The sequence below is a fragment of the Streptomyces sp. Q2 genome (assembly GCF_056820935.1).
In genome coordinates this window covers 1-23,820 of the sequence record NZ_JBXEJE010000007.1, presented here as the reverse complement: position 1 = coordinate 23,820, position 23,820 = coordinate 1, and the positions used below count along the sequence as shown (strand labels likewise).

The following is a 23,820-nucleotide window of genomic DNA, read 5'->3' as shown; positions in this document are numbered from 1 at the left end:
CGTTGATCCGCTTCGACCGACCGGAGTGGGGCCCGAACCCGGCTCGAATTACGCAAGAGAGTGCACCCGGTGAGCGGTTTTGACAAGAGTCAAGCAGTGATCGAGACATTCATGCGCGACTTTGCTTGAGTTTGGCGGGCCGACGAGTATGGTCAGCGGCATGCTCCCTGACCGCAGACATGAGCTGATCCTCCGCGTCCTGCGCGCCGCCGGTCCCACCAGCGTGACCTCCCTGGCCGAGAAGGTCGGAGCGAGTCAGGCCACGATCCGGCGTGACCTCGTGCAACTGGAGGACGAGGGCCTGCTCAAACGCGTCTACGGCGGCGCCGCTCCACTCCTCGGCGAGGACGACCCGTTCGCCGACGTGGCCGCTGTCCGCGTCGAGGCCAAGGACGCCCTGGCCGCCTGGTGCGCAGAACTCGTCAAGGACGGTGAGACGGTCCTGCTCGACATTGGCACCACCGCTCACCGGGTCGCCCGCCATCTGCACGGGCGGTCCCTGACCGTGATCACCAGCAACCTGGCCGTCTACGAGGAGCTCCAGGACGACAGGGACGTCCAGCTGATCCTGCTGGGCGGTGTGGTCCGGCGCGACTATCGCTCGCTGGTGGGCTTCCTCACCGAGGACAACCTGCGGCAGATCCACGCCGACCGGCTGTTCCTCGGCACCAGCGGGGTCCGTCCCGACGGCCAGGTGCTGGACACCACCGCCGTCGAGGTGCCCGTCAAGCGGGCGATGATCGCCGCCAGCGCCCAGGTGGTCCTGCTGGCGGACGCCGGCAAGTTCCCCGGTACCGGAATGGCCCGGGTGTGCGGGCCGCAGGAACTCGACGTCGTGGTGACCAACTCCGGCGCCGACGAGAAGACCTGTGCCCGACTGCGCGAGGCGGGAGTCGAGGTGGTCGACGTATGAGACTCACCATCCTGGGGGGCGGCGGATTCCGGGTCCCGCTGGTCTACCGGGCGCTTCTGGGCGATCACGGCCAAGGGCGCGTCACCGAGGTGACCCTGTACGACCTGGACCCCTCGCGGCTGGCGACCATCCGCAAGGTCCTCGTCGACCAGTCCGCCGGGCACCGCGACCCGCCCGTCGTCACCGTCACCACAAACCTCGACGAGGCCGTCACCGGAGCCGACTTCGTGTTCTCGGCCATCCGCGTCGGCGGGCTCGCCGGACGAGCGGCGGACGAGCGGATCGCCCTGGAGGAAGGCGTGCTGGGCCAGGAGACCGTCGGCGCGGGCGGCATCTCCTTCGGGCTGCGCACCGTCCCGGTCGCCGTCGCCATCGCCCGCCGCATCGCCGCCCGGGCGCCCGACGCCTGGGTCATCAACTTCACCAACCCCGTCGGCATGGTCACCGAGGCCATGACCGCCCACCTCGGCGACCGCGTGATCGGGATCTGCGACTCGCCGGTGGGCCTCGGCCGCCGGGTGGCCGGCGCGCTCGGCGCCGACCCGGCCCGGGTCCGCCTGGACTACGTGGGCCTGAACCACCTGGGCTGGCTGTGCGGCCTGTACGCCGACGGCCGGGACCTGCTGCCGTCCCTTTTCGAGAACGAGGCGGCGCTGACCTCGTTCGAGGAGGGCAAGCTCTTCGGCGCCGACCTGTTGCGCACACTCGGCGTGCTGCCCAACGAGTACCTGCACTACTACTACTTCCACCGCGAGTCGGTCGACTCGGCGCGGGCCGCCGAACAGACCCGCGGCGCCTTCCTCCACTCCCAGCAGCAACGCTTCTACGACGCCATGGGCACCGCCGACGGCGGTCCGCCCGTGCCCCGCGCCGCCTGGAAAGCGTGGGACGCCACCCGCCTGGAGCGCGAGACCACGTACATGGCCGAGAACCGTGACGCCGTCGGCATGGGCGAACGGGCCTCCTGCGACCTGGAATCCGGCGGATACGAGCAGGTGGCCCTCGCCCTCATGCGGGCCATCGCCCGGGACGAGCGCGCCACCCTCGTCCTCAACGTGCGCAACCACGGGCGGATCCCCGTCCTGGACGACGACGCCGTCATCGAGGTCCCCTGCCACGTGGACGCCAACGGCGCCCGCCCCATCTCCGGCGCCCCCCTGCCCGACCACGGCACGGGCCTGGTGTGCTCGGTGAAGGCGGTCGAACGTGCGGTCATCCACGCCGCCGGCACCGGCGAGCGCGCCCACGCGGTCAAGGCGCTGACCATCCATCCGCTGATCGACTCGTACGCCGTGGCGGAACGCCTGCTGGACGCCTACCAGCGCCACTTCCCCGAACTCGGTTACCTGCGTCGCTGAGCCCCTCCCCCGGCCGTGCGACGGCGCGGCCGCCGCGGGTTCACCACGCACGACGTGGGCCGAAACGCCCCGTACAGCGGTGCGGTTCCGTTCGATACCCTGCCCCGGCTGACGGTCGCGAGCAGGTCGGGAACGACCGATCCCCTCGGGTTCGGCCAGGTCGCCCGTCAGGGCGCGGGCACGTGAGCGGGGCGAAGTGAGGTCGTGGCATGAGGGCGATCGTCGTGGGTGCGGGCATCGGTGGGCTGGCGGCGACACTGAGCCTGCGCCGGGCCGGCCACGAGGTCACGCTGGTCGAGCAGACGCCGCGGCTCACCGAGGTCGGAGCCGGAATCCAACTCGCGCCCCACGCCACGCGCGTGCTGCGCCGACTGGACCTGCTCGACGCGGTCGCCGCACGGGCCGCCCGTCCCTCTCACATCAGCTTCCGCACCTGGTCCGACGGAGCCGAGATCTGCCGCCACACGCTGGGCCGCGAGGCCGAGGACGCGTTCGGAGCGCCCTACCTGCAACTCCACCGGGCCGATCTGCAGCATGCGCTGGCCGCCGCGGTGCCACCCCGGTCGATGCGCCTCAACACCCAGGTCGCGGGAATCGACCAGGACGACGAGTCCGCCCACGTGACGACGGCGAGCGGCGAGCGCCTGCGGGCGGACCTGGTCGTGGCCGCGGAGGGGGTACGGTCCGCGGCCCGCCAGTGGCTCTTCGGCGAGGACGAGGCGATCTTCTCGAAGACCGCCGCCTACCGCGCGCTGCTCCCGGCCGACGAGGTGGCCGATCTGGAGCTGCCGGACACCGGGGTCTGGCTCGGACCCGACCGGCACTTCGTCCACTACCGGGTGCGCCGTGGCGAACTGCTCAACGTCGTGGCCGTGTTCCGCGCGCGGACGGGGCAGGAGTCGTGGACCGCCCGGGCGGAACCGGGAGAGCAACTGCGCGAGTTCGACGGCTGGGACTCCCGGGTGCTCACCGTCCTCGAACGCGCGGGCCAGGTGTTCCGCTACGGCATCCACACCCGGGTTCCGCTCACGCGGTGGAACGTCGGGCGAGTGACCCTGCTGGGCGACAGCGCCCACGCGATGGTGCCGTTCCAGGCCCAGGGCGCGGCCCAGGCGATCCTGGACGCGGCCGTGCTCGGCGACACCCTGGCGGGTGCGGCACCGGCCGAGGTGCCCGACGCGCTCGACCGGTACGTGCGCCGGCGGCTGGCGGCCGCCACGAGCACGCAGACCGCTTCCGCGCGGGCGGGCGAGGACTACCACCTGCCGGACGGCCCGGAAGCCCAGGCGCGGAACGCCCGCATGGCGGCGTACGCGGCGCAGAACGCGTTCATGCCGCAGGCGACCACGTGGGCGGCCGACGTCCGTGACGAGCAGGTGTGACCGGGCGAGCGGCCGTACGGCGACGGCCGGGCCGGAAAGGCGTGATGCGGCTCCGGCGCGGACCCGTCCGCCCGCCCCTCCGTCCGTCCGTCCGCTCAGTCGACGGAGAAGTCCTCGAAACCGGCGATCCCGCGGGTGTCGGTCCAGCCGTTGGCGGCCGTCATGAAGACGCCGATGTCCTGGGTGTCGGCGACGCCGCCCGGTGTGGCGGTGCCGACCTTGGTCCAGGAGACGCCGTCACGGCTGCATTCACCGGTGTACGTGGTGCCGGAGCGCGTCAGCCGCAGATGCACCGGGGCGGCCAGGGAACCGGTCAGTTCGATGGCGTCGAACTGGCCGTTGCCGTCGGAGTCCCAGGACAGCGCGCAGCCGTTGGACGCAGTCACCGCCAGATTGACGTAACCGGCCGAGCCGTTCTCGGAGAGGTCGTTGCGGACGATCAGTCCGGCGCGGGCCCAGCCGCCGGTGGTGTCCTGCGAGGTGACCTGGACCGTGGCGGTCGCACAGGCCCCGAAGGCGGCGGCCCGGTAGACCGTGCCGACTCGTTGGTGCCGCTCCACAGGTCGGCGCCCGCTCCCTCGATGGCGATCGCGTCGCCCGACTGGCCGAAGACCGCGTCGTTGAAGGAGGCGGTGCGGTAGGAGTCCCCACGGAGGCGGTGCGGTAGGAGTCCCCCACGCCGGTGCCCGCCATCAGCCGGACGCTCGCCAACGCCGAACCGCGCGTGCCGCCGGTCCGGTAGGACGCGCTCACCGGCACCCGGGAGATCAGCGCGCCGGTGGCCTTCGTGAGGGTGACCGTGAAGGTCGCCACGCCGGCCGTGATCCGGTTGCCGCTGATGCCCTCGTTCAGCACCCCGGCGGTGGACGAGCAGGCCGCCAGCCGCCCGGCCAGATAGTCGGGCCAGCGCCGGTTGGCGTTCGACGTGGAGGCCGCGCCGTCGGTGATGGAGTCGCCGAGCGCCACCACGGCTCCCGCCGTGCTTCCACCCTGTACGTCGACTCCGGTCAGGAAGGGGAAGGCGGAGTCGGTCCGGGTGAAGGCGTCCCCGGCCGCGTCCGAGGCATGGTCGCCGCCGCCGTCGGGCGTCCAGTAGACGGTCTGGAGGCCCATCCAGTGCTGGCTGATGTGGGTGAGCCGACCCGGGAAGTACAGGCTGACGACCAGGTCGCTGCGGGCGGGAACAGTGAGCCGGACCTGATCACTGGCCGCCTGCTCGCCGCCCGGGATCGTCACCTCGCTCTTCCCGCCGGCGAGGCACTGGCGCGGCCGCGCCAGGGGCTCGGGCTCGGGCTCGGGCTGCGGCAGGGCTCCGGCTGCGCGGCTGCGATTCCGGCTCTGGCCCTGGCTCTGGCTCTGGCTGCGGCCCGACACGGCTCGGACTCCCGCCAGGCCCTCCGTCTGCGGATCCGGGCTCGAGGGCTGCGGCCCGAGTCGGGCTCGGGCTAGGTCCCGCCAGACTCCTCCGGCCGCGGCCGCGGCTGGGGCCCGACTCCAGCTGCAGCTCGGACTCGGACTGAGGCCCGGCTCCGGCTGCGGCCCGACTCGGCCTCGGCCTCAGGCTCCCGCCAGGCCCCTCCGGCTGCGGCCGCGGCTACGGCTGTGGCTGCGGGTCGGGCTCCGGCTCCGGCTCCGGCTGCGACCCGTCTCCAGCCACGGCTCGGACTCGGACTGCGGCCCGGCTCAGACTCCGGCGAGGCATCCCCTACCGTCGCCGCCACGCTCCCTTGCCCTCTCCCCGGTGCCCACCTAGCCTGAATTTGTGCCGCAAATAAACAAAGCCCGAACGCACAACGTCGTGCCGGGCAACACCCTCATCCGGCTCCGCGTCGTCCTCACCGCCTTCTTCGCCCTCGACGGCTTCGTCTTCGCCGGCTGGGTCGTCCGCATCCCCGCCATCAAGGAGCAGACCGACGCCTCCGCCAGCACCCTCGGCCTCGCTCTCCTGGGCGTCTCCGCCGGCGCGGTCATCACGATGATCCTCACCGGCCGCCTCTGCCGCCGCTACGGCAACCACCGGGTCACCGTCGTCTGCGCAGTCCTCCTTTCCCTGAGCGTCGCGCTGCCCCCGCTCACCCACTCCGCGGCCGCGCTCGCCGCCGTACTGCTGGTGTTCGGCGCGGCGTACGGCGGGATCAACGTGGCCTTCAACAGTGCGGCCGTCGACCTGGTGGCCGCCCTGCGGCGACCGATCATGCCCAGCTTCCACGCCGCCTTCAGTCTCGGCGGCATGATCGGCGCGGGCCTCGGCGGACTGGTCGCCGACCACCTCTCCCCCACCGAACACCTGCTCGGCCTGACCGTCGTCGGCCTGCTGGTGACCGCCGCGGCCGGCCCCACCCTGCTGCGCATCGAACCTCCGGTCCCACCGGAGCACGTTCGGCGGGAGAAGCCCGCCGGTGTCCGCCTCGACGGCCGTACCCGCGGACCGGTCCTGGTCTTCGGTCTGATCGCGCTGTGCACCGCGTACGGCGAGGGCGCCCTGGCCGACTGGGGCGCCCTGCACCTGCAGCAGGACCTCGACGCGTCCCCCGGCATCGCGGCCGCGGGGTACTCGTCTTTCGCGCTGGCGATGACCGTCGGCCGGCTGACCGGCAGCACGCTCCTCCAGCGTCTCGGCCGGACGCCGACCGTGGTCGCGGGCGGTGCCACCGCGGCCGTGGGCATGGTGCTGGGCTCCCTCGCCCCGCAGGTGTGGATGGTGCTCCTGGGCTTCGCCGTCACCGGACTCGGTCTCGCCAACATCTTCCCGGTCGCCGTGGAACGCGCCGGGGCCCTGGCAGGCCCCACCGGTGTCGCCGTCGCCTCCACCCTCGGCTACGGCGGCATGCTCCTCGGCCCGCCCGCCATCGGCTTCATGGCCGACTGGTTCTCCCTGCCGATCGCTCTCACCAGCGTCGCCGTGCTGGCGGCGGTCGCCGCGGTGATCGGATTCGTCATGCGCCGGGCGGCGACAGGCTGATGACACGTGTCCGCGGCCCGGCACGGTCGCTTCACCCGGGCATCGGCATCGGGCCGCGGCTGCCGCGCGTAAATCCCTTCCCTTGGAACGCACTCCATCCGGCACACTCCCCCCATGGAGACTGCCGAGTTCATCGCGACACTTGACCGAGAGGGCCGGCTGCTGGCCACCGCCGCCGAGGAGGCCGGGACCGGTGCCAAGGTGCCGACCTGCCCGGGGTGGCAGGTGGCGGACCTGCTGGGGCACACGGGCATGGTGCACCGCTGGGCGACGGCGTTCGTCGCCGAGGGACACACCTCGTACCACCCCATGGAAGAGTCGCCCGATCTCGACGGCGCCGAGCTGCTGGCCTGGTTCCGGGAAGGCCACGAACGGCTCGTCGACACCCTGCGCTCCGCCTCCCCCGACGTCCGGTGCTGGCACTTCCTGCCCGCGCCCTCGCCGCTGGCGTTCTGGGCCCGGCGGCAGGCGCACGAGACGGCCGTGCACCGGATCGACGCCGAGGCGGCCAGGGGCGGCGCCCCGGGCGAGATCGCCGGCGGCTTCGCGGTGGACGGCGTCGACGAGCTGCTGCGCGGGTTCCACGCCCGCGCCAAGAGCAGGGTGCGCACCGAGGAACCCCGCGTGCTGCGGGTGCGGGCGACGGACGTCGACGGTGCGCTGTGGACCGTACGACTGACTCAGGAGCCGCCGGCTGCCGAGCGGGGCGACACCGGGGAGGCCGACTGTGAAGTGGCCGGGCCCGCCGCGCAGTTGTATCTGTCGTTGTGGAACCGGCTGCCGTTCCCGGCCGTGTCCGGGGACGCCTCGGTCGCACAGCTGTGGCGGGAGAAGTCCGCCGTCGGGTGAGCCGGGGTGCGGCTCAGCCGGCGGCCAGCATCTTCGTCAGTACCGCGCGCTGCAGGGGCAGCACGTCGCCGTGCAGCGCGCGGCCCTTCGGCGTGAGGGCCACGCGGACGCCGCGCCGGTCCTCCGCGCACATCCCGCGTTCGACGAGACCGTCCTTCTCCAGCCTGGCGACCAGTCGGGACAGGGCGCTCTGGCTGAGGTGGACGCGCTCGGAGATCTCCTGGACGCGGTAGGAACAGACGCCGTCCGCGCGCTGTTCGGCGAGGACGTCGAGCACCTCGAAGTCGCTGCCGCACAGGCCGTGTTGGTGCAGTGCGCGGTCGAGTTCGCACTGGGTGCGCGCGTGCAGCGCCAGGATGTCCCGCCACTGGTCCGCGAGCGTCTGCTCGGCCTTCTTCGCCGCCATGAGCGCACCGTAGCAGAGGAACGAGTTTATTGCACGGGAATTAAATGCGCTTGCATTCGATGCATGCGCATGTAGTGTCTCCGGCATGACCTCTCCGCTCACCACACCCGCGCCCGAAGGGCGTTGGACGCCCCGGTTGTGGGGCACTCTGCTGGTCCTGTGCGCCGCGATGTTCCTGGACGCCCTGGACGTGTCGATGGTCGGCGTCGCCCTGCCGTCCATCGGCACCGACCTCGGCCTGTCCACCTCGACGCTGCAATGGATCGTCAGCGGCTACATCCTGGGCTACGGCGGCCTGCTGCTCCTCGGCGGACGGGCCGCCGACCTGCTGGGCCGACGCCAGGTCTTCCTGATCGCCCTCGGCGTCTTCGCCCTCGCCTCACTGCTCGGCGGCCTCGTCGACTCGGGCCCGCTGCTGATCGCCAGCCGCTTCATCAAGGGCCTGAGCGCGGCCTTCACCGCCCCCGCCGGCCTGTCGATCATCACCACGACGTTCCCGCAGGGCCCGCTGCGCAACCGCGCCCTGTCCATCTACACCACCTGCGCCGCCACCGGCTTCTCCATGGGTCTGGTGCTGTCCGGCCTGCTCACCGAGGCCAGTTGGCGCCTGACCATGCTGCTGCCCGCCCCCATCGCCCTGATCGCCCTGGCCGCCGGCCTGAAGCTGCTGCCGCGCAGCGCCCGGGAGAAGGACCACAACGGGTACGACATCCCCGGCGCCGTCCTCGGCACCGCCTCGATGCTGCTGCTGGTGTTCACCGTCGTACAGGCCCCGGAGGTCGGCTGGACCTCGGCCCGCACGCTGTCCTCCTTCCTCGCCGTCGCCGTCCTGCTCACGGTGTTTGTCCTGGTCGAGCGGCGCTCGGCGGGCCCGCTGATCCGACTCGGCGTGCTGCGGTCCGGCACCCAGATCCGCGCCCAGCTCGGCGCGATGGCGTTCTTCGGGTCGTACGTCGGCTTCCAGTTCCTGGTGACGCTCTACATGCAGTCCCTGCTCGGCTGGTCGGCACTGCACACCGCGCTCGCCTTCCTGCCCGCGGGCGCGCTGGTGGCACTGTCCTCGACGAAGGTCGGCTCGATCGTCGACCGTTACGGCACCCAGCGGCTGATCGCGGCGGGCTTCGCGCTGATGGTCGTCGGGTACGCGCTGTTCCTGCGGGTCGACCTCGACCCGGTGTACGCGGCGGTCATCCTGCCGTCGATGCTGCTCATCGGCGCCGCCTGCGCACTGGTCTTCCCGTCCCTCAACATCCAGGCCACCAACGGCGTCGAGGACCACGAGCAGGGCATGGTCTCCGGCCTGCTCAACACCTCCGTCCAGGTCGGCGGCGCGATCTTCCTGGCCATCGTCACCGCCGTGGTGACCGCGGGCGCGCCCGAGAACGCCACCCCGCAGGCCGTCCTGGACAGCTACCGGCCCGGACTGGTCGTGGTGACCGTGGTCGCCGCGGCCGGCCTCCTGATCACCCTCACCGGTCTGCGGCCGACGCGTCGCGCGCGGCAGTCCGTCGTGGTCGCCAAGTCCACTGTGAAGGAGACGGAGCGCGTCACCGTACGCGACTAGGGGGCCGTCTCCGACGCCGTGTGCCCGGCGGGGCCTGCTTGCCCCGCCGGGCACACGCCTGTGAGACTTCCGGGATGGAGCGTTACGGGGGACGGCGCGGTCAGACGGAGCGGGACGCGATCACCGTCGAGATCGGCTACGCGCTGTTCAGCGCGGTGTTCGCGNGGGGGCCTGGCCCGCCCCCGCGGCCCCACGCCTGTGAGACTTCCGGGATGGAGCGTTACGGGGGACGGCGCGGTCAGACGGAGCGGGACGCGATCACCGTCGAGATCGGCTACGCGCTGTTCAGCGCGGTGTTCGCGGCGGCGGTCGTCTTCGGGGCGATCGCGGGTCCGGCGCTGCTGTTCGCGCTGCCGTCCACCGTGGAGCTGCTGCTGCTCCACGCCGCCATGGTGCTCGCACCCCTCCTCTTCCTCGCCCGGGTGGTCAGCGTGCTGGTCCGTTTCCGGCCGGGGCGTCCTCAGCCCAGCCACCCCGGCCGCACCAACCCCGACTCGTAGGCCAGCACGACGAGTTGGGCCCGGTCGCGGGCTCCCAGCTTGACCATCGTGCGGCTGACATGGGTCTTCGCGGTGAGCGGGCTGACGAACAGGCGGCGGGCGATCTCGTCGTTGGACAGGCCGATGCCGACCAGGGCCATCACCTCGCGTTCCCGCTCGGTGAGCTGGACGAGGGCGTCGGCGGCCGCCGGTTCCTTGGAGCGGGCGGCGAACTCGGCGATCAGGCGGCGGGTCACGCCCGGCGAGAGCAGTGCGTCGCCCCCGACCACGGACCGTACGGCGCGCAGGAGTTCCTCCGGCTCGGTGTCCTTGACCAGGAAGCCGGAGGCGCCCGAACGGATCGCCTCGAAGACGTACTCGTCGAGTTCGAAGGTGGTGAGCATGACCACCTTGACCTGGCTCAGCGCGGCGTCCTCGGTGATGCGCCGGGTGGCGGCGAGGCCGTCCAGCAGCGGCATGCGGATGTCCATCAGCACGACGTCGGGGCGCAGTTCGCGCACCCCGCGCAGCGCTTCCTCGCCGTCGGCGGCCTCCCCCGCCACGTCGATGTCCGGCTGTGCGTCGAGCAGCGCCCGGAAACCGGCCCGCACCAGTGACTGGTCGTCGGCGAGCAGTACGCGGATCACCGGTCGTCCTCCTTGTGCTTGGCCTTCGCCGGCAGCACGGCCAGCACCCGGAATCCTCCGTCGGCCCGCGGGCCCGCCTCGATCGTGCCACCCAGCGCGGCGGCCCGCTCCCGCATTCCGGCCAGACCGTTGCCGCTGCCGCCCGCGTCGGCGCCGGTCGCTGGTCCGTCGTCGTCGATACGCAGCCGCAGCGCTCCTTCGTCGTGATCGAGCCGCACCCGCGCGTGCCGTGAACCGGAGTGCCGTACGACGTTGGTGAGGGCCTCCTGGACGATCCGGAACGCGGCGAGGTCCGTGCCGGGGGCGAGCCGGGGCGGCTCCCCTTCGACGTCGACGGTGAGACCCGCGCCCGCCGCCTGTTCCACCAGTTCGGGGAGCCGGTCGAGGCCGGGCGCCGGTGCGCGCGGCGCGTCCCCCGGGGTGCGCAGCGTGTCGAGCACCTGGCGGACCTCGCCGAGCGCCTCCTTGCTCGCGGCCTTGATGGTGGTGAGCGCCGTGCGGGCCTGCTCCGGGTCGGCGTCGAGGAGCGCGAGGCCGACGCCCGCCTGCACGTTGATGACCGAGATGCTGTGCGCGAGGACGTCGTGCAGTTCACGGGCGATCCGCAGCCGCTCCTCGTCCGCCCGCCGCCGCGCCGCCTGCGCGCGCTCGGCCCGCTCACGGGCCCACTGCTCGCGCCGGGTGCGGGCGAGTTCCGACACCGCGAGGATCAGCACCGTCCAGGTGGCGACCACGACCTCCTGTCCCCATGAGGCGGCCAGGTCTCCGGCCGGCGGCAGCCACCGGTACAGCCAGTGCGCGACCAGCACATGCCCGGCCCAGAGCACCCCCAGCGCGGCCCAGGCGGACCGGCGGTGCCCGGTGACGACGGCGTTGAAGCAGGCCAGCGCGACCGCCAGGAAGACGGGCCCGTACGGGTAGCCCGCGCCCAGGTAGAGCATGGCGGCCGTCGCCGTGCCGAACACGACGAGCACCGGCTGCCGCCACCGCCACAGCAGCAGGCCCGATGCCAGGACCAGCAGGACACGCGCGAAGGCGTCGAGGGAGGCTCGCTCGCCGGCCTGCTGGGCGGCCGCGTAGTTCGACCCGACGAGCACGAACACGGTGAACAGCGCGGTGGACCGCCACGGCCACCGGGGACGCCGTTCCCCGTCGTCCCAGCGGTCCAGCCACGGCGGCCCGTGCCGCCACCACCGCGGCGGGCCGCCCCCGCGTACGCGTTCCACGTCCATGACCGCAACGCTAGACGCCGGGACCACCGGCGGCGTCGGCCGAGCGCGGTGCTCACGGATACTCCCCGTGAAGTACGCCGACCGCCCGCGCGCCGCGTCCTTACGGCGGATCCACCAGTCCGACCCCGTGGGCGAGTCGGGTCACCGCGTGCCGGAAGAACGGCTCGCGGTCCTCCACCACCCGGTTGAACTGCCCGAACAGCTCGAAGCCGATCAGTCCGCCGAGCTGGGCCCAGGCCGCGACGAGTGCCGGGACCGTCTCGGGCGGGAGGTCGGGGGCGAGGTCGGCGGTCATCCGGTCGGCCTCGGACCGCAGCTCCGCGGGCAGTGGCGTGGGCTCGGCCAGGCCGGAGGCCTGGTGGGCGTCGCGCAGGATGGCGATGAGGACGAGGCCGACACGGGAAGCGGCCGGGACGGTGGACTCCGGCGCGGTGTAGCCCGGAACCGGCGATCCGTAGACCAGCGCGTACTCGTGCGGATGCTCGAGCGCCCACACGCGCACCGCCTCGCACACAGCCGACCAGCGTCGGACGGGCCCGGCGTCGGCGGCAGCGGCATGCGCCTGCTCCGCGGTCTCGCCGAGAGAGTCGTAGGCGTCGATGATGAGTGCGGTGAGCAGGTCGTCGCGGCTGGGGAAGTAGCGGTACAGCGCGGAGGAGACCATGCCGAGTTCGCGGGCCACGGCACGCAGCGAGAGCTTGGCGGCACCTTCGGCCGCGAGCTGTCTGCGCGCCTCGTCCTTGATGGCCGCGGTGACTTCGATCCTGGCGCGGGCTCGGGCGCCGTGTGCGGTGCTGCTCATGGGACGAGTGTCCCATGAGGCGAGAGCGCTGCACACAAACAAGAGCGATGAACAAAAAAGAGAGCAGCGCTCTTGCTTTAGACGTCGATCCAGGGCAGGCTTTCTATCAGGCGAGAGCAGTGCTCACAAAAGAGAGCGACGCTCTTCTGGTTCTTCGGGAGTCCTCATGACCACGCACGTCCAGAAGCCCGGCTGGTTCACCGTCAACGTTCTGAACCGTGCCGTGGCGTGGATGACCCGCCGGGGCATCAGCGTCTGGGGCTCCCGGGTCCTGGCGGTCCGCGGCCGCAAGAGCGGCGAGTGGCGGACCACCCCCGTCAACCTGCTGACCGTGGACGGACAGCAGTACCTGGTCGCCCCTCGCGGTCACGTGCAGTGGACGCACAACATGCGCGCGGCCGGCGGCGGCGAACTGCACCTCGGCAAGACCGTGGCCGCGTTCACCGCGACCGAGGTCACCGGTGACGACAAGGTCCCGCTGCTGCGCGCCTACCTCAAGCGCTGGAAGGCCGAGGTCGGCGTCTTCTTCAACGGCGTCGGCCCCGACTCGCCGGACGCCGACCTGCGCCGGATCGCCCCCGACCACCCCGTCTTCCGCATCACGGTCACGGGCTGACGTCGCCGGTGGGGCCGGACTGCCGCCGGTCCAGCGCGGTCAGCGCACGCTGGGCCATCGGACGGGTGCGGACGATCTCGCCCAGCGACGTCGCGCCGCGGGTGATGTCCATGAACGCCTTCCAGACCGGGCGGATACCGGTCAGCCCTGCATGGAACAGACCGGGCCGCCGCTCGAACGCGATCAGCAGCCGCTTCCCGACGCTCATCTCGACGCCGAGCCCGGCCTTGATCGCGAACGCGTAGTTCAGGGCCTGCCGACGGGCGTCCACCGCGTCGTGCGCCTCCGCGATCCGGACCGCCCACTCCCCCGCCAGCCGGCCGGAACGCAGCGCGAACGAGATGCCCTCGCGGGTCCACGGCTCCAGCAGCCCCGCCGCGTCCCCGCAGACCAGCACCCGCCCACGCGACAGCGGGGAGTCGTCGGCGCGGCAGCGGGTCAGGTGGCCGGAGGAGATGCTCGGCTCGAAACCGGCGAGACCGAGCCTGCCGATGAAGTCCTCCAGGTACCTCTTGGTCGCGGCGCCTTCACCGCGCGCGGAGATCACACCGACCGTGAGCGTGTCGCCCTTGGGGAAGACCCAGCCGTAGCTGCCGGGCATCGGCCCCCAGTCGATCAGCACCCGTCCCTGCCAGTCCTCGGCGACCGTCTCCGGCACCGGGATCTCCACCTCCAGGCCGAGGTCCACCTGGTCGAGCTTCACCCCGACATGGGCTCCTATGCGACTGGCGCTGCCGTCGGCCCCGACGACCGCCCGCGCGAGCACCGTCTCACCGCCCTGCAGGACCACCGCCACCGTGCGCCGGTCGGGCACGGACGAGCCGTGCTGCTCGACCCGCTGGACGGTGACGCCCGTCCGCAGCTCCGCGCCCGCCTTCTGCGCGTGCTCGACCAGCTGCTGGTCGAACTCGGGCCGGTTGATCAGTCCGAACAGCATCTGCCTGGAGCGACGGGTGCGGGCGAAGCGGCCGTTGTGCGAGAACGTCACCGCGTGCACCCGGTCCCGCAACGGCAGCTCGAAGCCGGGTGGCAGGGCATCGCGCGAGGGGCCGATGATGCCGCCGCCACACGTCTTGTAACGCGGCAGCTCCGCCTTCTCCAGCAACAGCACGCGCCGTCCCGCGACCGCCGCCGCGTAGGCGGCCGAGGCCCCCGCGGGTCCCGCGCCCACCACGACGACGTCCCACACCCGCTGCACGTCGTCCGCCGAAGAGTTCTCGCTGCTCACGTTGGTCTACTGCTCCCGATCAAGCCGCTGCCGCACCTGTCCCCCCGCATCCTACGGCGGACGTCCTCTCCGGCCACTGTGGGAGGATCTACGGCACCCATCGGTACAACGTCGCACCCACAAGGAGCGTGCCCATGTCGTCGAATCCGGTCGCCGAGACCGTCGCCTCGCTGATGCCGAGGGCGAAGGCGGAGCTCACCGAGCTGGTGGCCTTCAAGTCGGTGGCGGACTTCGACCAGTTCCCGAAGAGCGAGAGCGAGGGCGCCGCCCGGTGGGTCGCCGACGCGCTGACCGCCGAGGGCTTCCAGGACGTGGCCCTGCTCGACACCCCCGACGGCACCCAGTCGGTGTACGGCTACCTGCCCGGCCCCGCGGGGGCCAGGACGGTGCTGCTCTACGCCCACTACGACGTGCAGCCGCCGCTGGACGAGGCCGCCTGGACCACCCCGCCCTTCGAGCTGACCGAGCGCGACGGCCGCTGGTACGGGCGCGGGGCCGCGGACTGCAAGGGCGGCGTGATCATGCATCTGCTGGCGTTGCGCGCGCTCAAGGCGAACGGCGGCGTCCCGGTGCATGTCAAGGTCATCGCCGAGGGTTCGGAGGAGATGGGCACGGGCGGCCTGGAGCGGTACGCCGAGCAGCATCCCGAGCTCCTGGAGGCCGACACCATCGTCATCGGCGACGCGGGCAACTTCCGGGTCGGCCTGCCGACGGTCACCTCCACCCTGCGCGGCATGACGCTGCTGCGCGTCCAGGTCGACACGCTCGAAGGCAACCTGCACTCCGGCCAGTTCGGCGGCGCCGCCCCCGACGCGCTCGGGGCCCTGATCCGCGTACTGGACTCGCTGCGCGCGGAGGACGGCTCGACCGTGGTCGACGGGCTCACGCCGGAGAGGTCCTGGGACGGGTTGCAGTACGACGAGGAGCAGTTCCGCCAGGACGCGAAGGTGCTGGACGGCGTGCGACTGATCGGTTCCGGCACGGTCGCCGACCGCATCTGGGCCCGCCCGGCCGTCACGGTGCTCGGCATCGACTGCCCGCCGGTCGTCGGCGCCACCCCGTCGGTGCAGGCGAGCGCCCGCGCGCTGATCAGCCTGCGGGTGCCGCCGGGGGTGGACGCGGCCGAGGCGACCAAGCTGCTCGAGGCCCACGTGGCGGCGCACACCCCGTGGGGTGCCCGGGTGCGCACCGAGCAGATCGGCCAGGGCCAGGCGTTCAGCGCGGACACGAGCAGCCCGGCGTACGCGGCGATGACCGAGGCGATGGCGGTGGCCTACCCGGGCCAGAAGATGCAGTACGCCGGCCAGGGCGGCTCCATCCCGCTGTGCAACACCCTCGCCTCCCTCTATCCGCACGCGGAGATCCTGCTCATCGGCCTGAGCGAGCCGGAGGCCCAGATCCACGCGGTGAACGAGAGCGTGTCCCCGCAGGAGCTGGAGCACCTCTCGGTGGCGGAGGCCCTGTTCCTGCGCAACTACGCGGCAGGCTGAGCCGAACTCGCGCTCTGCTGTCGGCAGAGGGCCCTCGTCACCGGACGAGGGCCCTTTCTACGGTCGTCCCATGGACGTCATCGAACTCCTCCCGCGCCTGCGCCTCCTGCGCTTCCCGGTCGGCCAGGCCTATCTATGGCGCGACGGCGACGAGTTGACGCTGATCGACGCCGGACCGCCGGGCTCCGGAGCGCCGATCGCCGAAGTCGCCGCGGCCCTGACGCGTACGGCGGATCGTGCTCACCCACTTCCACGAGGAGCACGTGGGCGGCGCCGCCGAACTGTCGGCGGCCACCGGCACCGAGGTGCCGGCCCATCGCCTGGACGCACCCGTCGTACGGGGGGAGGTCCCCGGCCCGCCACCGGTGTTCGAGGACTGGAAGCGCCCCCTGCACGCGGCGGCCGTACGGCACCCGCCCCAGGGGGAGTACGCGCGCCCGCCGCAGGTCACCGAGCTGTCGGACGGTGACGTCCTGGGCTTCGGCGGCGGAGCGGACGTCGTCCACATCCCCGGTCACTCGCACGGCAGCATCGCACTCCGTCTCCCGCGCCACGGCGTGCTGTTCACCGGGGACGCCGTGGCCGCCTCCCCTGTCGACGCGAGCGTGATGCTCGGCGTCTTCAACCTCGGCCGGGCCCAGGCCGTCGACTCGTTCCGGCGATTGGCGACACGGGAGGCGGACCTGGCCTGTTTCGGCCACGGTGATCCGGTGATCGGCCAGGCGTCGACAGCACTGCGGAGAGCGGCGGACACCTACTGACCGGGGCGCCGATGATGAGACGATGCCCCGCAACGGACGTCTCGCCCGCCACAGCGACATCTCTACGACCCTCGATCTGCTCAGCGATCACGAACTCGCTCAACTAGTGGCGTCCGGCACGGCGAACGGCTCTGGGATCGGCGGGCGTTCGACCCTGGTCCACGTGGACGGCATCCCCATCTTCGTGAAGCGCGTACGGCTCACCGATACAGAGCGGCGGCCGGAGAACGTCCGCTCCACCGCGAACCTCTTCGGCCTGCCCACCTACTTCCATTACGGCATCGGCAGCGTCCCCAGTCCCGGAATCGGCGCGTGGCGAGAGCTCGCCCTGCACACGATGACGACGAACTGGGTGCTGTCGGAGCGGTTCACGGGCTTCCCGCTGCTGCACCACTGGCGCATCCTGCCGGACAAGGCACAGCCCCTCCCCGAGGAGATCGCGGATGTCGAGAGGGCCGTCGCCTACTGGGGCGGTAGCCCGCAGGTACGCGAGCGCATCGAGGAACGACGGACGGCGACCGCGGACCTGGCACTGTTCCTGGAGTACTTGCCCACCACCCTCCACGACTGGCTCCACACCCAGATGGAAAGCGGCGACCCGGAGGCGGCCTGCCTGCTGGTCGAACAGGGACTGGAGGAGGCCGTCTCCTTCCTCCACGAACACGGACTCCTGCATTTCGACGCCCACTTCAACAACATCCTCACCGACGGCCGGCGGCTCTACCTCACCGACCACGGCCTCGCCCTGTCCTCGCGTTTCCGCCTGGCACCGCCGGAGCGCGCCTTCTTCGACGCGCACCGGCACTACGACCGCGCCTACACCCGCATGTACCTGGTGATCTGGCTCGTCACCGAGCTGTACGGGTACCGGGGAGAGGAACGGGAGGCGTTCGTCCGCGCCTGCGCCGAGGGCGAGCAGCCGCGCGGCATCCCGGACGCCGCCGCCGCGCTCATCACGCGGCACGCCGGGCAGGCCCTGGTCATGACCGAGTTCAGCCGACGGTTCCAGGAGGAGAGCAGGCTGACGCCTTGTCCCCCACCGTACGGTGAGGTGACCGACCGGCAGGTCATGGCGTAGGGATCCCCGCCTCCAGATACATCGCCGCGCCGCGTTCCCGCGCCCGCAGAGCCCACCGCAGCCGCTCGTAGCGGACGGGCGGCAGCAGGTCGGCGGCCTCCTCCTCGGTGGCGAAGCACCAGCCACGCAGCTCGGGGCCGGGCAGCAGCAGACGCGCGGCGTCGGCGGAGTCGAGCCGGCCTCCGTCGAAGAGGAAACGCAGACCGCCGTAACCGGGGGGCGCGGGCGGCTCCCAGTCGGCGACGAGGAGGCGGGGCACGTCGTCCAGGCGGATCCCGGTCTCCTCCTCGACCTCGCGGATGCCGGCGCGGGCGGGGGCCTCGCCGGATTCGACGACGCCGCCGGGAAACTCCCAGCCGGCCTTGTAGGTGGGGTCCACGAGCAGCACCCGGTCCTGCTCGTCGAAGAGCAGGACGCCCGCCGCGAGCGTCTCGGCGGTCGGCTCGGGCGTCTGCACGATGTCGCACACCGGCACGTTCCCGGCACTGACGGCCTCCGCGATCCGTGCGGCGGTCTCGTACGGCGTGAGGGCACTGCTGTCGATCAGGTGGGCGTCCGCGGTGAGCCAGGAGGCGAGGGCGGTCCGGTACGGCTCGATGTGGTCGTACGCCCACTGCCGTAGCCGTATCTCGCCGTCGGGCAGGGCCGGCGGGATCTCCCGCCCGGCTATTCGCTCACGCAGGATCGTTTCCGCCGGAGCGAGAAGAACATGCTGGATGGTGACCCGGCGCGCGGCCAGGCCGCCGAAGATCTCGTCCCGGTAGTCCTGGCGCAGCAGGGTCATCGGGACCACCAGGGTCCCGCCCAGTTCGGCGAGCATCGCCGCCGCCGTGTCGATCACGAGTCGCCGCCAGATCGGCAGGTCCTGGAAGTCGCCGACCTCGGCGAGGTGTTTGGGCGGCAACAGGTGCCAGAGTGCTCCGCCTATGACCTCAGGGTCGAAGAGCGTGCTGTTCGGGATCAGTTCGATCAGTTCCCGTGCGGTGGTGGTCTTCCCCGCACCGAACGCGCCGTTGACCCAGACGATCACGTTTCCCCCTCTGCTACCGGCCCCCTGAGGCTTGCCCGCTCCACCCTGCCACGAAAACCAGCCGCAGTTGAGGGCGCACGAGCGGGCGTCGGCGCCCCCTTCGTCCGGGGGCGCCGGCGCCACGGTCCTGCCGAGCGACCTCGTCAGCCGTTCTGACCGAGGGTGCCCTCGTCCAGGTCAGCCAGGCTCTCGCTGGAGATGGTCTGGTCGAGGGCACTGAGGGTCTTGTCGACGTCGAGGTCGTTCTTTTCCTCCCCCGCGGCGTGGGAAGGGGAGACCGCCGCGACGACGAAGCCGGTGGCGAGGGAGGCGATGGCGAGCATGCTGCGCTTCTTCATGCCGGGTTCAACTGGCGAACGGCCGCGAGGGTCACGCCCGGCTCCGAAGTGATCGCGGCAGCGCGGGAACCCGCCGCCGAAGGGCGCTTGCGGCGGATCCGGACCCGCCGCGCAGCCGCCCGACCAGGTCGTCGGCGGCTCCCGGCCACTCGGCGTGGTCGAAGGCGAAGCCCGCGTCGAGCAGGCGGCCAGGGACGACGCGGCGGCTCTTGAGAAGGAGTTCGGTGTCCGAGCGCAGCACGAAAGCGCCGATCTCCGCCATGCCTTTCGTCGCGGGCAGGCCCGCTGGAACGCGCCACGCGGAGCGCAGGTCGCGCATGAACGCGCGCTGCGGCAGCGGCCCGGGAGCGGCGAGGTTCACCGGCCCGTCGATGTCGTCGCGGTCGATCAGGAACTCGACAGCGCGGACGAAGTCACGGTCGTGGATCCAGGACACGTACTGGGCACCGCCCGCGACCGGACCGCCGAGTCCGAGCCGCGCCAGCCGCGACAGCACATGGAAGACGCCGCCACGGTCGGGGCTCATCACCATGGCCGAGCGCAGGGCGACCTTGCGGGTGTGCGGGGTGACGGCCTGCTGCTGGGCCAGTTCCCAGTTCCTGGCGATCTCGACGCTGTAGGCCCAGTAGTGGGGTACGCCGGGCTCGCCGCCCCCGATCACGCCCGTCTCCTCGTCGTTCGGGGCGTCGAAGCGGTGGGCGTAGACGGTGGCCGTACTCATCTGGAGCCAGACCCGGGGCGGCCGTACCGAGGCCGCTATCGCCTCGCCCACGGCCCGTGTGGACCGTACCCGCGAGTCCATCATGGCCCGCAGGTTGGCCGCGGTGTAGCGGCAGCTGACGCTGCGGCCGGCCAGGTTGATCACGACGTCGCTGCCGTCGATCTCCTGGGTCCACCCGCCCGGCGTCTCCCCGTCCCAGCCGACCTCGCGTTCCCGCTCCGGTCGCCGCGTCAGGACGACGACCTCGTGGCCCGCGGCGGTCAGGGCGCGGTCGAGGACCGTGCCGACCTGTCCGGTTCCTCCGGGAATGACGATCTTCATGGGCTCCCCCTTCGTTGGGGCAAGCCTAGCGTGAAAAGTTGAACGTGTTCAAAACGAAGGGTGTGCCGTGAAACACGTAGCTCGGCCGACCCGGTTCGGGTCGGCCGAGCTACGAGCAAACGTTCCTGCCGAGTGCGTCAGACTCCCGCCGCTGCGGGGTCGGTCCGTCTGGTGAGCGCCGCCGCGGCCGCCCCCACCAGCCCCGCGTCGGTGCCCATCTGGGCGGGCGTGATCGTCAGGCGCTGCACGAAGGACAGGGTCGCGTAGTGGGTCAGCGCCTTGCGCAGAGGCGTGAACAGCACGTCGCCCGCCTTGCCGACGCCTCCGCCGATGACGACGACGTCGATCTCCACGAGGGTCGCGGTGGCCGCGATCCCGGCGGCCAGCGCCTGGGCGGCCCGCTCGAAGGAGGCCACGGCGACCGGATCGCCGGCCCGGGCGGCGGCGGCCACCGCGGCGGCGGACGCGTCGCCGTCCGGGCCGGGCCGCCAGCCGTTCTCGATCGCCCGCCGGGCGATGTTGGGGCCGCTGGCGATCCGCTCCACGCAGCCGCGCGAGCCGCACGGGCACAGATCACCGTCGAGGTCGACGCTGATGTGGCCGATGTGACCGGCGTTGCCGGTCGGGCCCGGGTGCAGGTGGCCGCCCAGGACCAGGCCGCCCCCGACGCCCGTCGAGACCACCATGCACAGGGCGTTGTCGTGGCCGCGGGCCGCGCCCTGCCAGTGCTCGGCGGCCGTGATCGCGACGCCGTCGCCGATCAGCTCGACGGGCAGCCCACCGGCCGCGGCCCGAACCCGGTGGACCAGTGGGTAGTCGCGCCAGCCGGGCACGTTCACCGGGCTCACCGTGCCGGTGGACGCGTCCACCGGACCGGCGCTGCCGATGCCGAGCGCCGTGACGTGTCCCCACAGAGGCGAGGCGGTCAGCTCACCGAGCACCTCCTCGACGGCGCGCATCACGGTCTCGCCGTCCTCCCGGGCGGGCGTGGCGCGCTGCGCTCGGGCCTGGATCCGGCCGTGGCCGTCGACCAGCGCCCCGGCGATCTTGGTGCCGCCGATGTCGAGCGCGGCCACTAGGTCGGTGTGCATCAGTGTCGGATCTCCCCGTCGGACATGAGAACAACCTTGGCAACAGTCATGAGAAACAGCAGGCCGGTTCGCGGTGGGGGCGCAGGCCGGAGATTGCGCTCGACAGTGTCTCCCGCATCTGACAACGTTGTCCAGGTTCTATGCTCGACGCCACATCCTCATACAACATCATGGAACTGCGCACCCCCGTGGACGACAGGACAGGACACCACATCGTGCCCGAGACCCACAGCCGAGCAGACCGCTTCGCGGGCGGCATCTCCGCGAGCCGCTACGGCAACCGTCCGACCATGAAGGACGTGGCCGCACGGGCCGGTGTCGGACTGAAGACGGTCTCGCGCGTGGTCAACGGGGAGCCCGGTGTCACCACCGAGACGGAGCGCCGCGTCCAGGAGGCCATCGACGCGCTCGGCTTCAGGCGCAACGACAGCGCGCGGGTGCTGCGCAAGGGCCGCACCGCCAGCATCGGCCTGGTCCTGGAGGACCTGGCGGACCCCTTCTACGGCCCGCTCAGCCGTGCCGTGGAGGAGGTGGCCCGGGCCCACGGAGCACTGCTGATCAACGGCTCCAGCGCCGAGGACCCGGACCGCGAGCAGGAGTTGGTGCTGGCGCTGTGCGCGCGGCGGGTGGACGGGCTGGTGGTGATCCCGGCCGGCGACGACCACCGCTACCTCGAGCCCGAGCTGAAGGCGGGGGTCGCGACGGTCTTCGTGGACCGCCCGGCCGGGAAGATCGACGCCGACGTGGTCCTGTCGGACAACCACGGCGGCGCCCGCGACGGCGTGGCCCACCTCATCGCCCACGGGCACCGGCGGATCGGGTTCATCGGCGACATGCCCCGCATCCACACCGCCGCCGAGCGGCTGCGCGGCTACCGGGCCGCCATGGAGGACGCGGGCATACCGGTGGAGGACGCCTGGATGTCCCTGGGGGTCACCGACCCCGGGCGGGTGCGGCGGGCTGCCGAGGAGATGCTGTCCGGCCCGTCCCCCGTCACCGCCGTCTTCGCGGGCAACAACCGGGTGACGGTCACCGTGATCCGCGTCCTCGCCGAGCAGGTCCGCCGGGTCGCCCTCGTGGGCTTCGACGACATCGAACTCGCCGACCTGCTCCAGCCGGGCGTCACGGTCGTGGCCCAGGACGCGGCGACCCTGGGCCGTACGGCCGCCGAGCGTCTCTTCCGCCAGCTGGACGGCACCCAGCTCACCCCGGAGCGGATCGAGCTGCCGACCCGGCTGGTCACCCGCGGCTCGGGCGAACTGCCGCCGGCGGACTGAGCGCGCCATGAAGAACCGCACCCTCCTCGCCCTCGGTCTCGCCGAGGCCCCGCGCAACCGTCCGCTCCTCTATCCGGGAACCTGGCCGCAGGATTCCGGGCTCCTCGACGGGGACCACTTCCTCCCCCACGACCAGCTCGTCCACCAGGACCGCACGCCCGTCCTCGCGGTCGGCTCCAACGCCAGCCCCGGCCAGCTCCGCCACAAGATGGCCCAATGCGGAATCGTCTCTCCCATCCCGATGGTGAAGGCCACGGTCACGGGCGTCGACGTGGGCGTCTCCGCGCATGTGAGCCGTATGGGATACGTGTCCGCGTCGCCCTTCCACGCGCCGGGCAGCGTACGGGAGCTGTTCGTCATCTGGCTCGACACCGAGCAGCTCGCGGTGATCGACGCGAGCGAGGGCGTGCCGCTGCCCAACGGCAACTTCGGCCGCGCCTTTCTGTCCGCGCCCGAGGTGCGGGTCGAGCTGGGGGCCGGGGTGACGCTGCCGGGCGTGTACGCGTACGTCAACCGCCACGGCGTGCTGCACGACGGCACCGGCGCCCCCCGCACGCACCCGGGCCAGCGGGCGCTGCTCACCGAGCTTCTCGTGGGATCGGCCCGGCTGAGGGAGCTGTTCGGGGTCACGCCCGAGGAGTTCTGCGCGCGGGCCCGTGCCGACCGGCATCTGTGCGAGCGGGGTACGCGGCTGTTCAAGGACGAGAAGCGGGTGACGGATTCCGGCCTGGAGCGCTACGTGCGGGTTCAGCAGACCGGGAGCCCCGGGACCGGCTCGTCGTTGTCGCCGCCCATGACGTAGACGTCGGAGACGTAGACGCCGGTGTTGCCGCTGTCGTCGTCCGTCTTCGCCCACCAGACGTTGGTCCACTCGCCGGATGTCTCGCGGCGGCCCAGGTTCTGCTGGCAGTAGAAGTAGTTGGTGCCCTCGTTGAGGACGCCGACCTCGGTGCCGGAGGCCGTGTACGACTTCGCGGTGCGCCAGAGCTCGCAGTTGTACTTGCCGCCGCCGATGGATTTGCAGGCGGGGGCCGCGGTGGTCGCCGTGTCGCTGCCTCCCGAACCGCCGCCGGGGGTGCTGTCGTCGGTGCCGTTCCCCGGCGTCTTGGCCGGGGCGGAGGCGGTGGCCCCGCCGGAGGGCGTGGTGTCGGTCCCGCCGCGCTTGGACCCGGTCGCCGACGGAACCTTGTCGGCGACCTCCTTCTCGGTCGGCTCGGGACCGCCCGTGCGGCCGGCCGCGGCCCGGTCCGCCGCCGAGGAGGCGCCGGCCGAGCC

General features: G+C 72.1%; 22 protein-coding genes and 3 pseudogenes. 13 read left to right on the top strand and 12 right to left on the bottom strand.

The features are described from left to right. The first annotated feature begins 121 nt into the window (after positions 1-121). From ACWBNA_RS09400 to ACWBNA_RS09390, 3 genes are all read left to right on the top strand, one after another. Positions 122-913 carry a DeoR/GlpR family DNA-binding transcription regulator gene (locus ACWBNA_RS09400; protein ID WP_482703789.1) on the top strand — a complete coding sequence of 264 codons (792 nt, stop codon included), beginning with the start codon at positions 122-124 and terminating at the stop codon, positions 911-913. Continuing rightward, positions 910-2,271 carry a 6-phospho-beta-glucosidase gene (locus tag ACWBNA_RS09395; protein WP_482703788.1) on the top strand — a complete coding sequence of 454 codons (1,362 nt, stop codon included), beginning with the start codon at positions 910-912 and terminating at the stop codon, positions 2,269-2,271. The genes ACWBNA_RS09400 and ACWBNA_RS09395 overlap by 4 nt, the downstream gene beginning before the upstream one ends. 209 nt (positions 2,272-2,480) lie before the next feature. Continuing rightward, positions 2,481-3,653 (top strand): FAD-dependent monooxygenase, encoded by a 1,173-nt coding sequence (locus tag ACWBNA_RS09390; protein WP_482703787.1) that lies wholly within the window; start codon positions 2,481-2,483, stop codon positions 3,651-3,653. 95 nt (positions 3,654-3,748) lie between these two features. On the opposite strand, the gene ACWBNA_RS09385 is transcribed toward ACWBNA_RS09390, so the two are convergent. Continuing rightward, on the bottom strand, positions 3,749-4,213 hold the full coding sequence (locus tag ACWBNA_RS09385; protein WP_482703987.1) for a DUF1349 domain-containing protein: 465 nt from the start codon (positions 4,211-4,213) through the stop codon (positions 3,749-3,751). Positions 4,214-4,529: 316 nt separating this feature from the next. After that, a pseudogene (locus ACWBNA_RS09380) lies at positions 4,530-4,766 on the bottom strand (GDSL-type esterase/lipase family protein); the annotation flags it as partial. Positions 4,767-5,415: 649 nt separating this feature from the next. On the opposite strand from ACWBNA_RS09380, the gene ACWBNA_RS09375 reads away from it, so the two are divergent. Further along, positions 5,416-6,615 (top strand): MFS transporter, encoded by a 1,200-nt coding sequence (locus ACWBNA_RS09375; RefSeq protein ID WP_482703786.1) that lies wholly within the window; start codon positions 5,416-5,418, stop codon positions 6,613-6,615. A gap of 114 nt (positions 6,616-6,729) precedes the next feature. Further along, positions 6,730-7,464, top strand: coding sequence for a maleylpyruvate isomerase family mycothiol-dependent enzyme (locus ACWBNA_RS09370; RefSeq protein ID WP_482703785.1), 735 nt, complete (start codon positions 6,730-6,732; stop codon positions 7,462-7,464). Positions 7,465-7,477: 13 nt separating this feature from the next. Here the strand turns inward: ACWBNA_RS09370 and ACWBNA_RS09365 are convergent, their stop codons facing one another. Continuing rightward, on the bottom strand, positions 7,478-7,870 hold the full coding sequence (locus ACWBNA_RS09365) for a MarR family winged helix-turn-helix transcriptional regulator (protein ID WP_482703784.1): 393 nt from the start codon (positions 7,868-7,870) through the stop codon (positions 7,478-7,480). Positions 7,871-7,955: 85 nt separating this feature from the next. Between ACWBNA_RS09365 and ACWBNA_RS09360 the strand changes: the two genes are divergently transcribed. Further along, positions 7,956-9,434 (top strand): MFS transporter, encoded by a 1,479-nt coding sequence (locus ACWBNA_RS09360; protein WP_482703783.1) that lies wholly within the window; start codon positions 7,956-7,958, stop codon positions 9,432-9,434. A 74-nt stretch (positions 9,435-9,508) separates the two neighbouring features. Next, positions 9,509-9,934: a DUF6332 family protein gene (locus ACWBNA_RS09355; RefSeq protein WP_482703782.1), complete on the top strand. Its 426-nt coding sequence runs from the start codon at positions 9,509-9,511 to the stop codon at positions 9,932-9,934. Here the strand turns inward: ACWBNA_RS09355 and ACWBNA_RS09350 are convergent. From ACWBNA_RS09350 to ACWBNA_RS09340, 3 genes are all read right to left on the bottom strand, one after another. Continuing rightward, the gene (locus ACWBNA_RS09350) at positions 9,895-10,560 is read right to left on the bottom strand and encodes a response regulator (RefSeq protein ID WP_482703781.1); all 666 of its coding nucleotides are present in this window, start codon (positions 10,558-10,560) and stop codon (positions 9,895-9,897) included. The two genes, ACWBNA_RS09355 and ACWBNA_RS09350, sit on opposite strands and share 40 nt — an antisense overlap. Continuing rightward, positions 10,557-11,792, bottom strand: coding sequence for a sensor histidine kinase (locus ACWBNA_RS09345; RefSeq protein ID WP_482703780.1), 1,236 nt, complete (start codon positions 11,790-11,792; stop codon positions 10,557-10,559). Before ACWBNA_RS09345 ends, ACWBNA_RS09350 begins: the two co-directional genes overlap by 4 nt. A 100-nt stretch (positions 11,793-11,892) precedes the next feature. Further along, on the bottom strand, positions 11,893-12,594 hold the full coding sequence (locus ACWBNA_RS09340) for a TetR/AcrR family transcriptional regulator (RefSeq protein WP_482703779.1): 702 nt from the start codon (positions 12,592-12,594) through the stop codon (positions 11,893-11,895). Positions 12,595-12,760: 166 nt separating this feature from the next. Between ACWBNA_RS09340 and ACWBNA_RS09335 the strand changes: the two genes are divergently transcribed. Next, positions 12,761-13,210, top strand: a complete 450-nt coding sequence (locus tag ACWBNA_RS09335; protein ID WP_482703778.1) for a nitroreductase family deazaflavin-dependent oxidoreductase — start codon at positions 12,761-12,763, stop codon at positions 13,208-13,210. Here the strand turns inward: ACWBNA_RS09335 and ACWBNA_RS09330 are convergent. Continuing rightward, positions 13,200-14,438, bottom strand: a complete 1,239-nt coding sequence (locus ACWBNA_RS09330) for a geranylgeranyl reductase family protein (RefSeq protein WP_482703777.1) — start codon at positions 14,436-14,438, stop codon at positions 13,200-13,202. The two genes, ACWBNA_RS09335 and ACWBNA_RS09330, sit on opposite strands and share 11 nt — an antisense overlap. Positions 14,439-14,572: 134 nt before the next feature. On the opposite strand from ACWBNA_RS09330, the gene ACWBNA_RS09325 reads away from it, so the two are divergent. From ACWBNA_RS09325 to ACWBNA_RS09315, 3 genes and pseudogenes are all read left to right on the top strand, one after another. Next, positions 14,573-15,928: a M20/M25/M40 family metallo-hydrolase gene (locus ACWBNA_RS09325; protein ID WP_482703776.1), complete on the top strand. Its 1,356-nt coding sequence runs from the start codon at positions 14,573-14,575 to the stop codon at positions 15,926-15,928. Positions 15,929-15,998: 70 nt separating this feature from the next. After that, positions 15,999-16,689 (top strand): annotated as a pseudogene (locus tag ACWBNA_RS09320) (MBL fold metallo-hydrolase). 22 nt (positions 16,690-16,711) lie between these two features. Further along, positions 16,712-17,767: a protein kinase family protein gene (locus ACWBNA_RS09315; protein WP_482703775.1), complete on the top strand. Its 1,056-nt coding sequence runs from the start codon at positions 16,712-16,714 to the stop codon at positions 17,765-17,767. Here the strand turns inward: ACWBNA_RS09315 and ACWBNA_RS09310 are convergent. The 4 genes from ACWBNA_RS09310 to ACWBNA_RS09295 form a co-directional block, all read right to left on the bottom strand. Continuing rightward, complete coding sequence (locus ACWBNA_RS09310; RefSeq protein ID WP_482703774.1) at positions 17,757-18,797, bottom strand: NUDIX hydrolase; 1,041 nt, start codon at positions 18,795-18,797, stop codon at positions 17,757-17,759. The genes ACWBNA_RS09315 and ACWBNA_RS09310 overlap by 11 nt on opposite strands. A 143-nt stretch (positions 18,798-18,940) precedes the next feature. Beyond that, positions 18,941-19,135, bottom strand: a complete 195-nt coding sequence (locus ACWBNA_RS09305; protein WP_482703773.1) for a hypothetical protein — start codon at positions 19,133-19,135, stop codon at positions 18,941-18,943. Between the two features lie 31 nt (positions 19,136-19,166). Beyond that, entirely contained in the window at positions 19,167-20,177 is a 1,011-nt protein-coding gene (locus ACWBNA_RS09300; RefSeq protein WP_482703772.1) for a TIGR01777 family oxidoreductase, read from the bottom strand. 137 nt (positions 20,178-20,314) lie between these two features. Further along, positions 20,315-21,268, bottom strand: coding sequence for an ROK family protein (locus ACWBNA_RS09295; protein WP_482703771.1), 954 nt, complete (start codon positions 21,266-21,268; stop codon positions 20,315-20,317). Between the two features lie 215 nt (positions 21,269-21,483). Between ACWBNA_RS09295 and ACWBNA_RS09290 the strand changes: the two genes are divergently transcribed. Continuing rightward, the gene (locus ACWBNA_RS09290) at positions 21,484-22,545 is read left to right on the top strand and encodes a LacI family DNA-binding transcriptional regulator (protein ID WP_482703973.1); all 1,062 of its coding nucleotides are present in this window, start codon (positions 21,484-21,486) and stop codon (positions 22,543-22,545) included. Between the two features lie 7 nt (positions 22,546-22,552). Further along, a complete protein-coding gene (locus ACWBNA_RS09285; protein ID WP_482703770.1) occupies positions 22,553-23,347 on the top strand; it encodes a hypothetical protein in 795 nt (264 codons plus the stop codon). Here the strand turns inward: ACWBNA_RS09285 and ACWBNA_RS09280 are convergent. Then, positions 23,293-23,820: pseudogene (locus ACWBNA_RS09280) on the bottom strand (serine/threonine protein kinase); the annotation flags it as partial. The gene ACWBNA_RS09285 and the pseudogene ACWBNA_RS09280 overlap by 55 nt on opposite strands.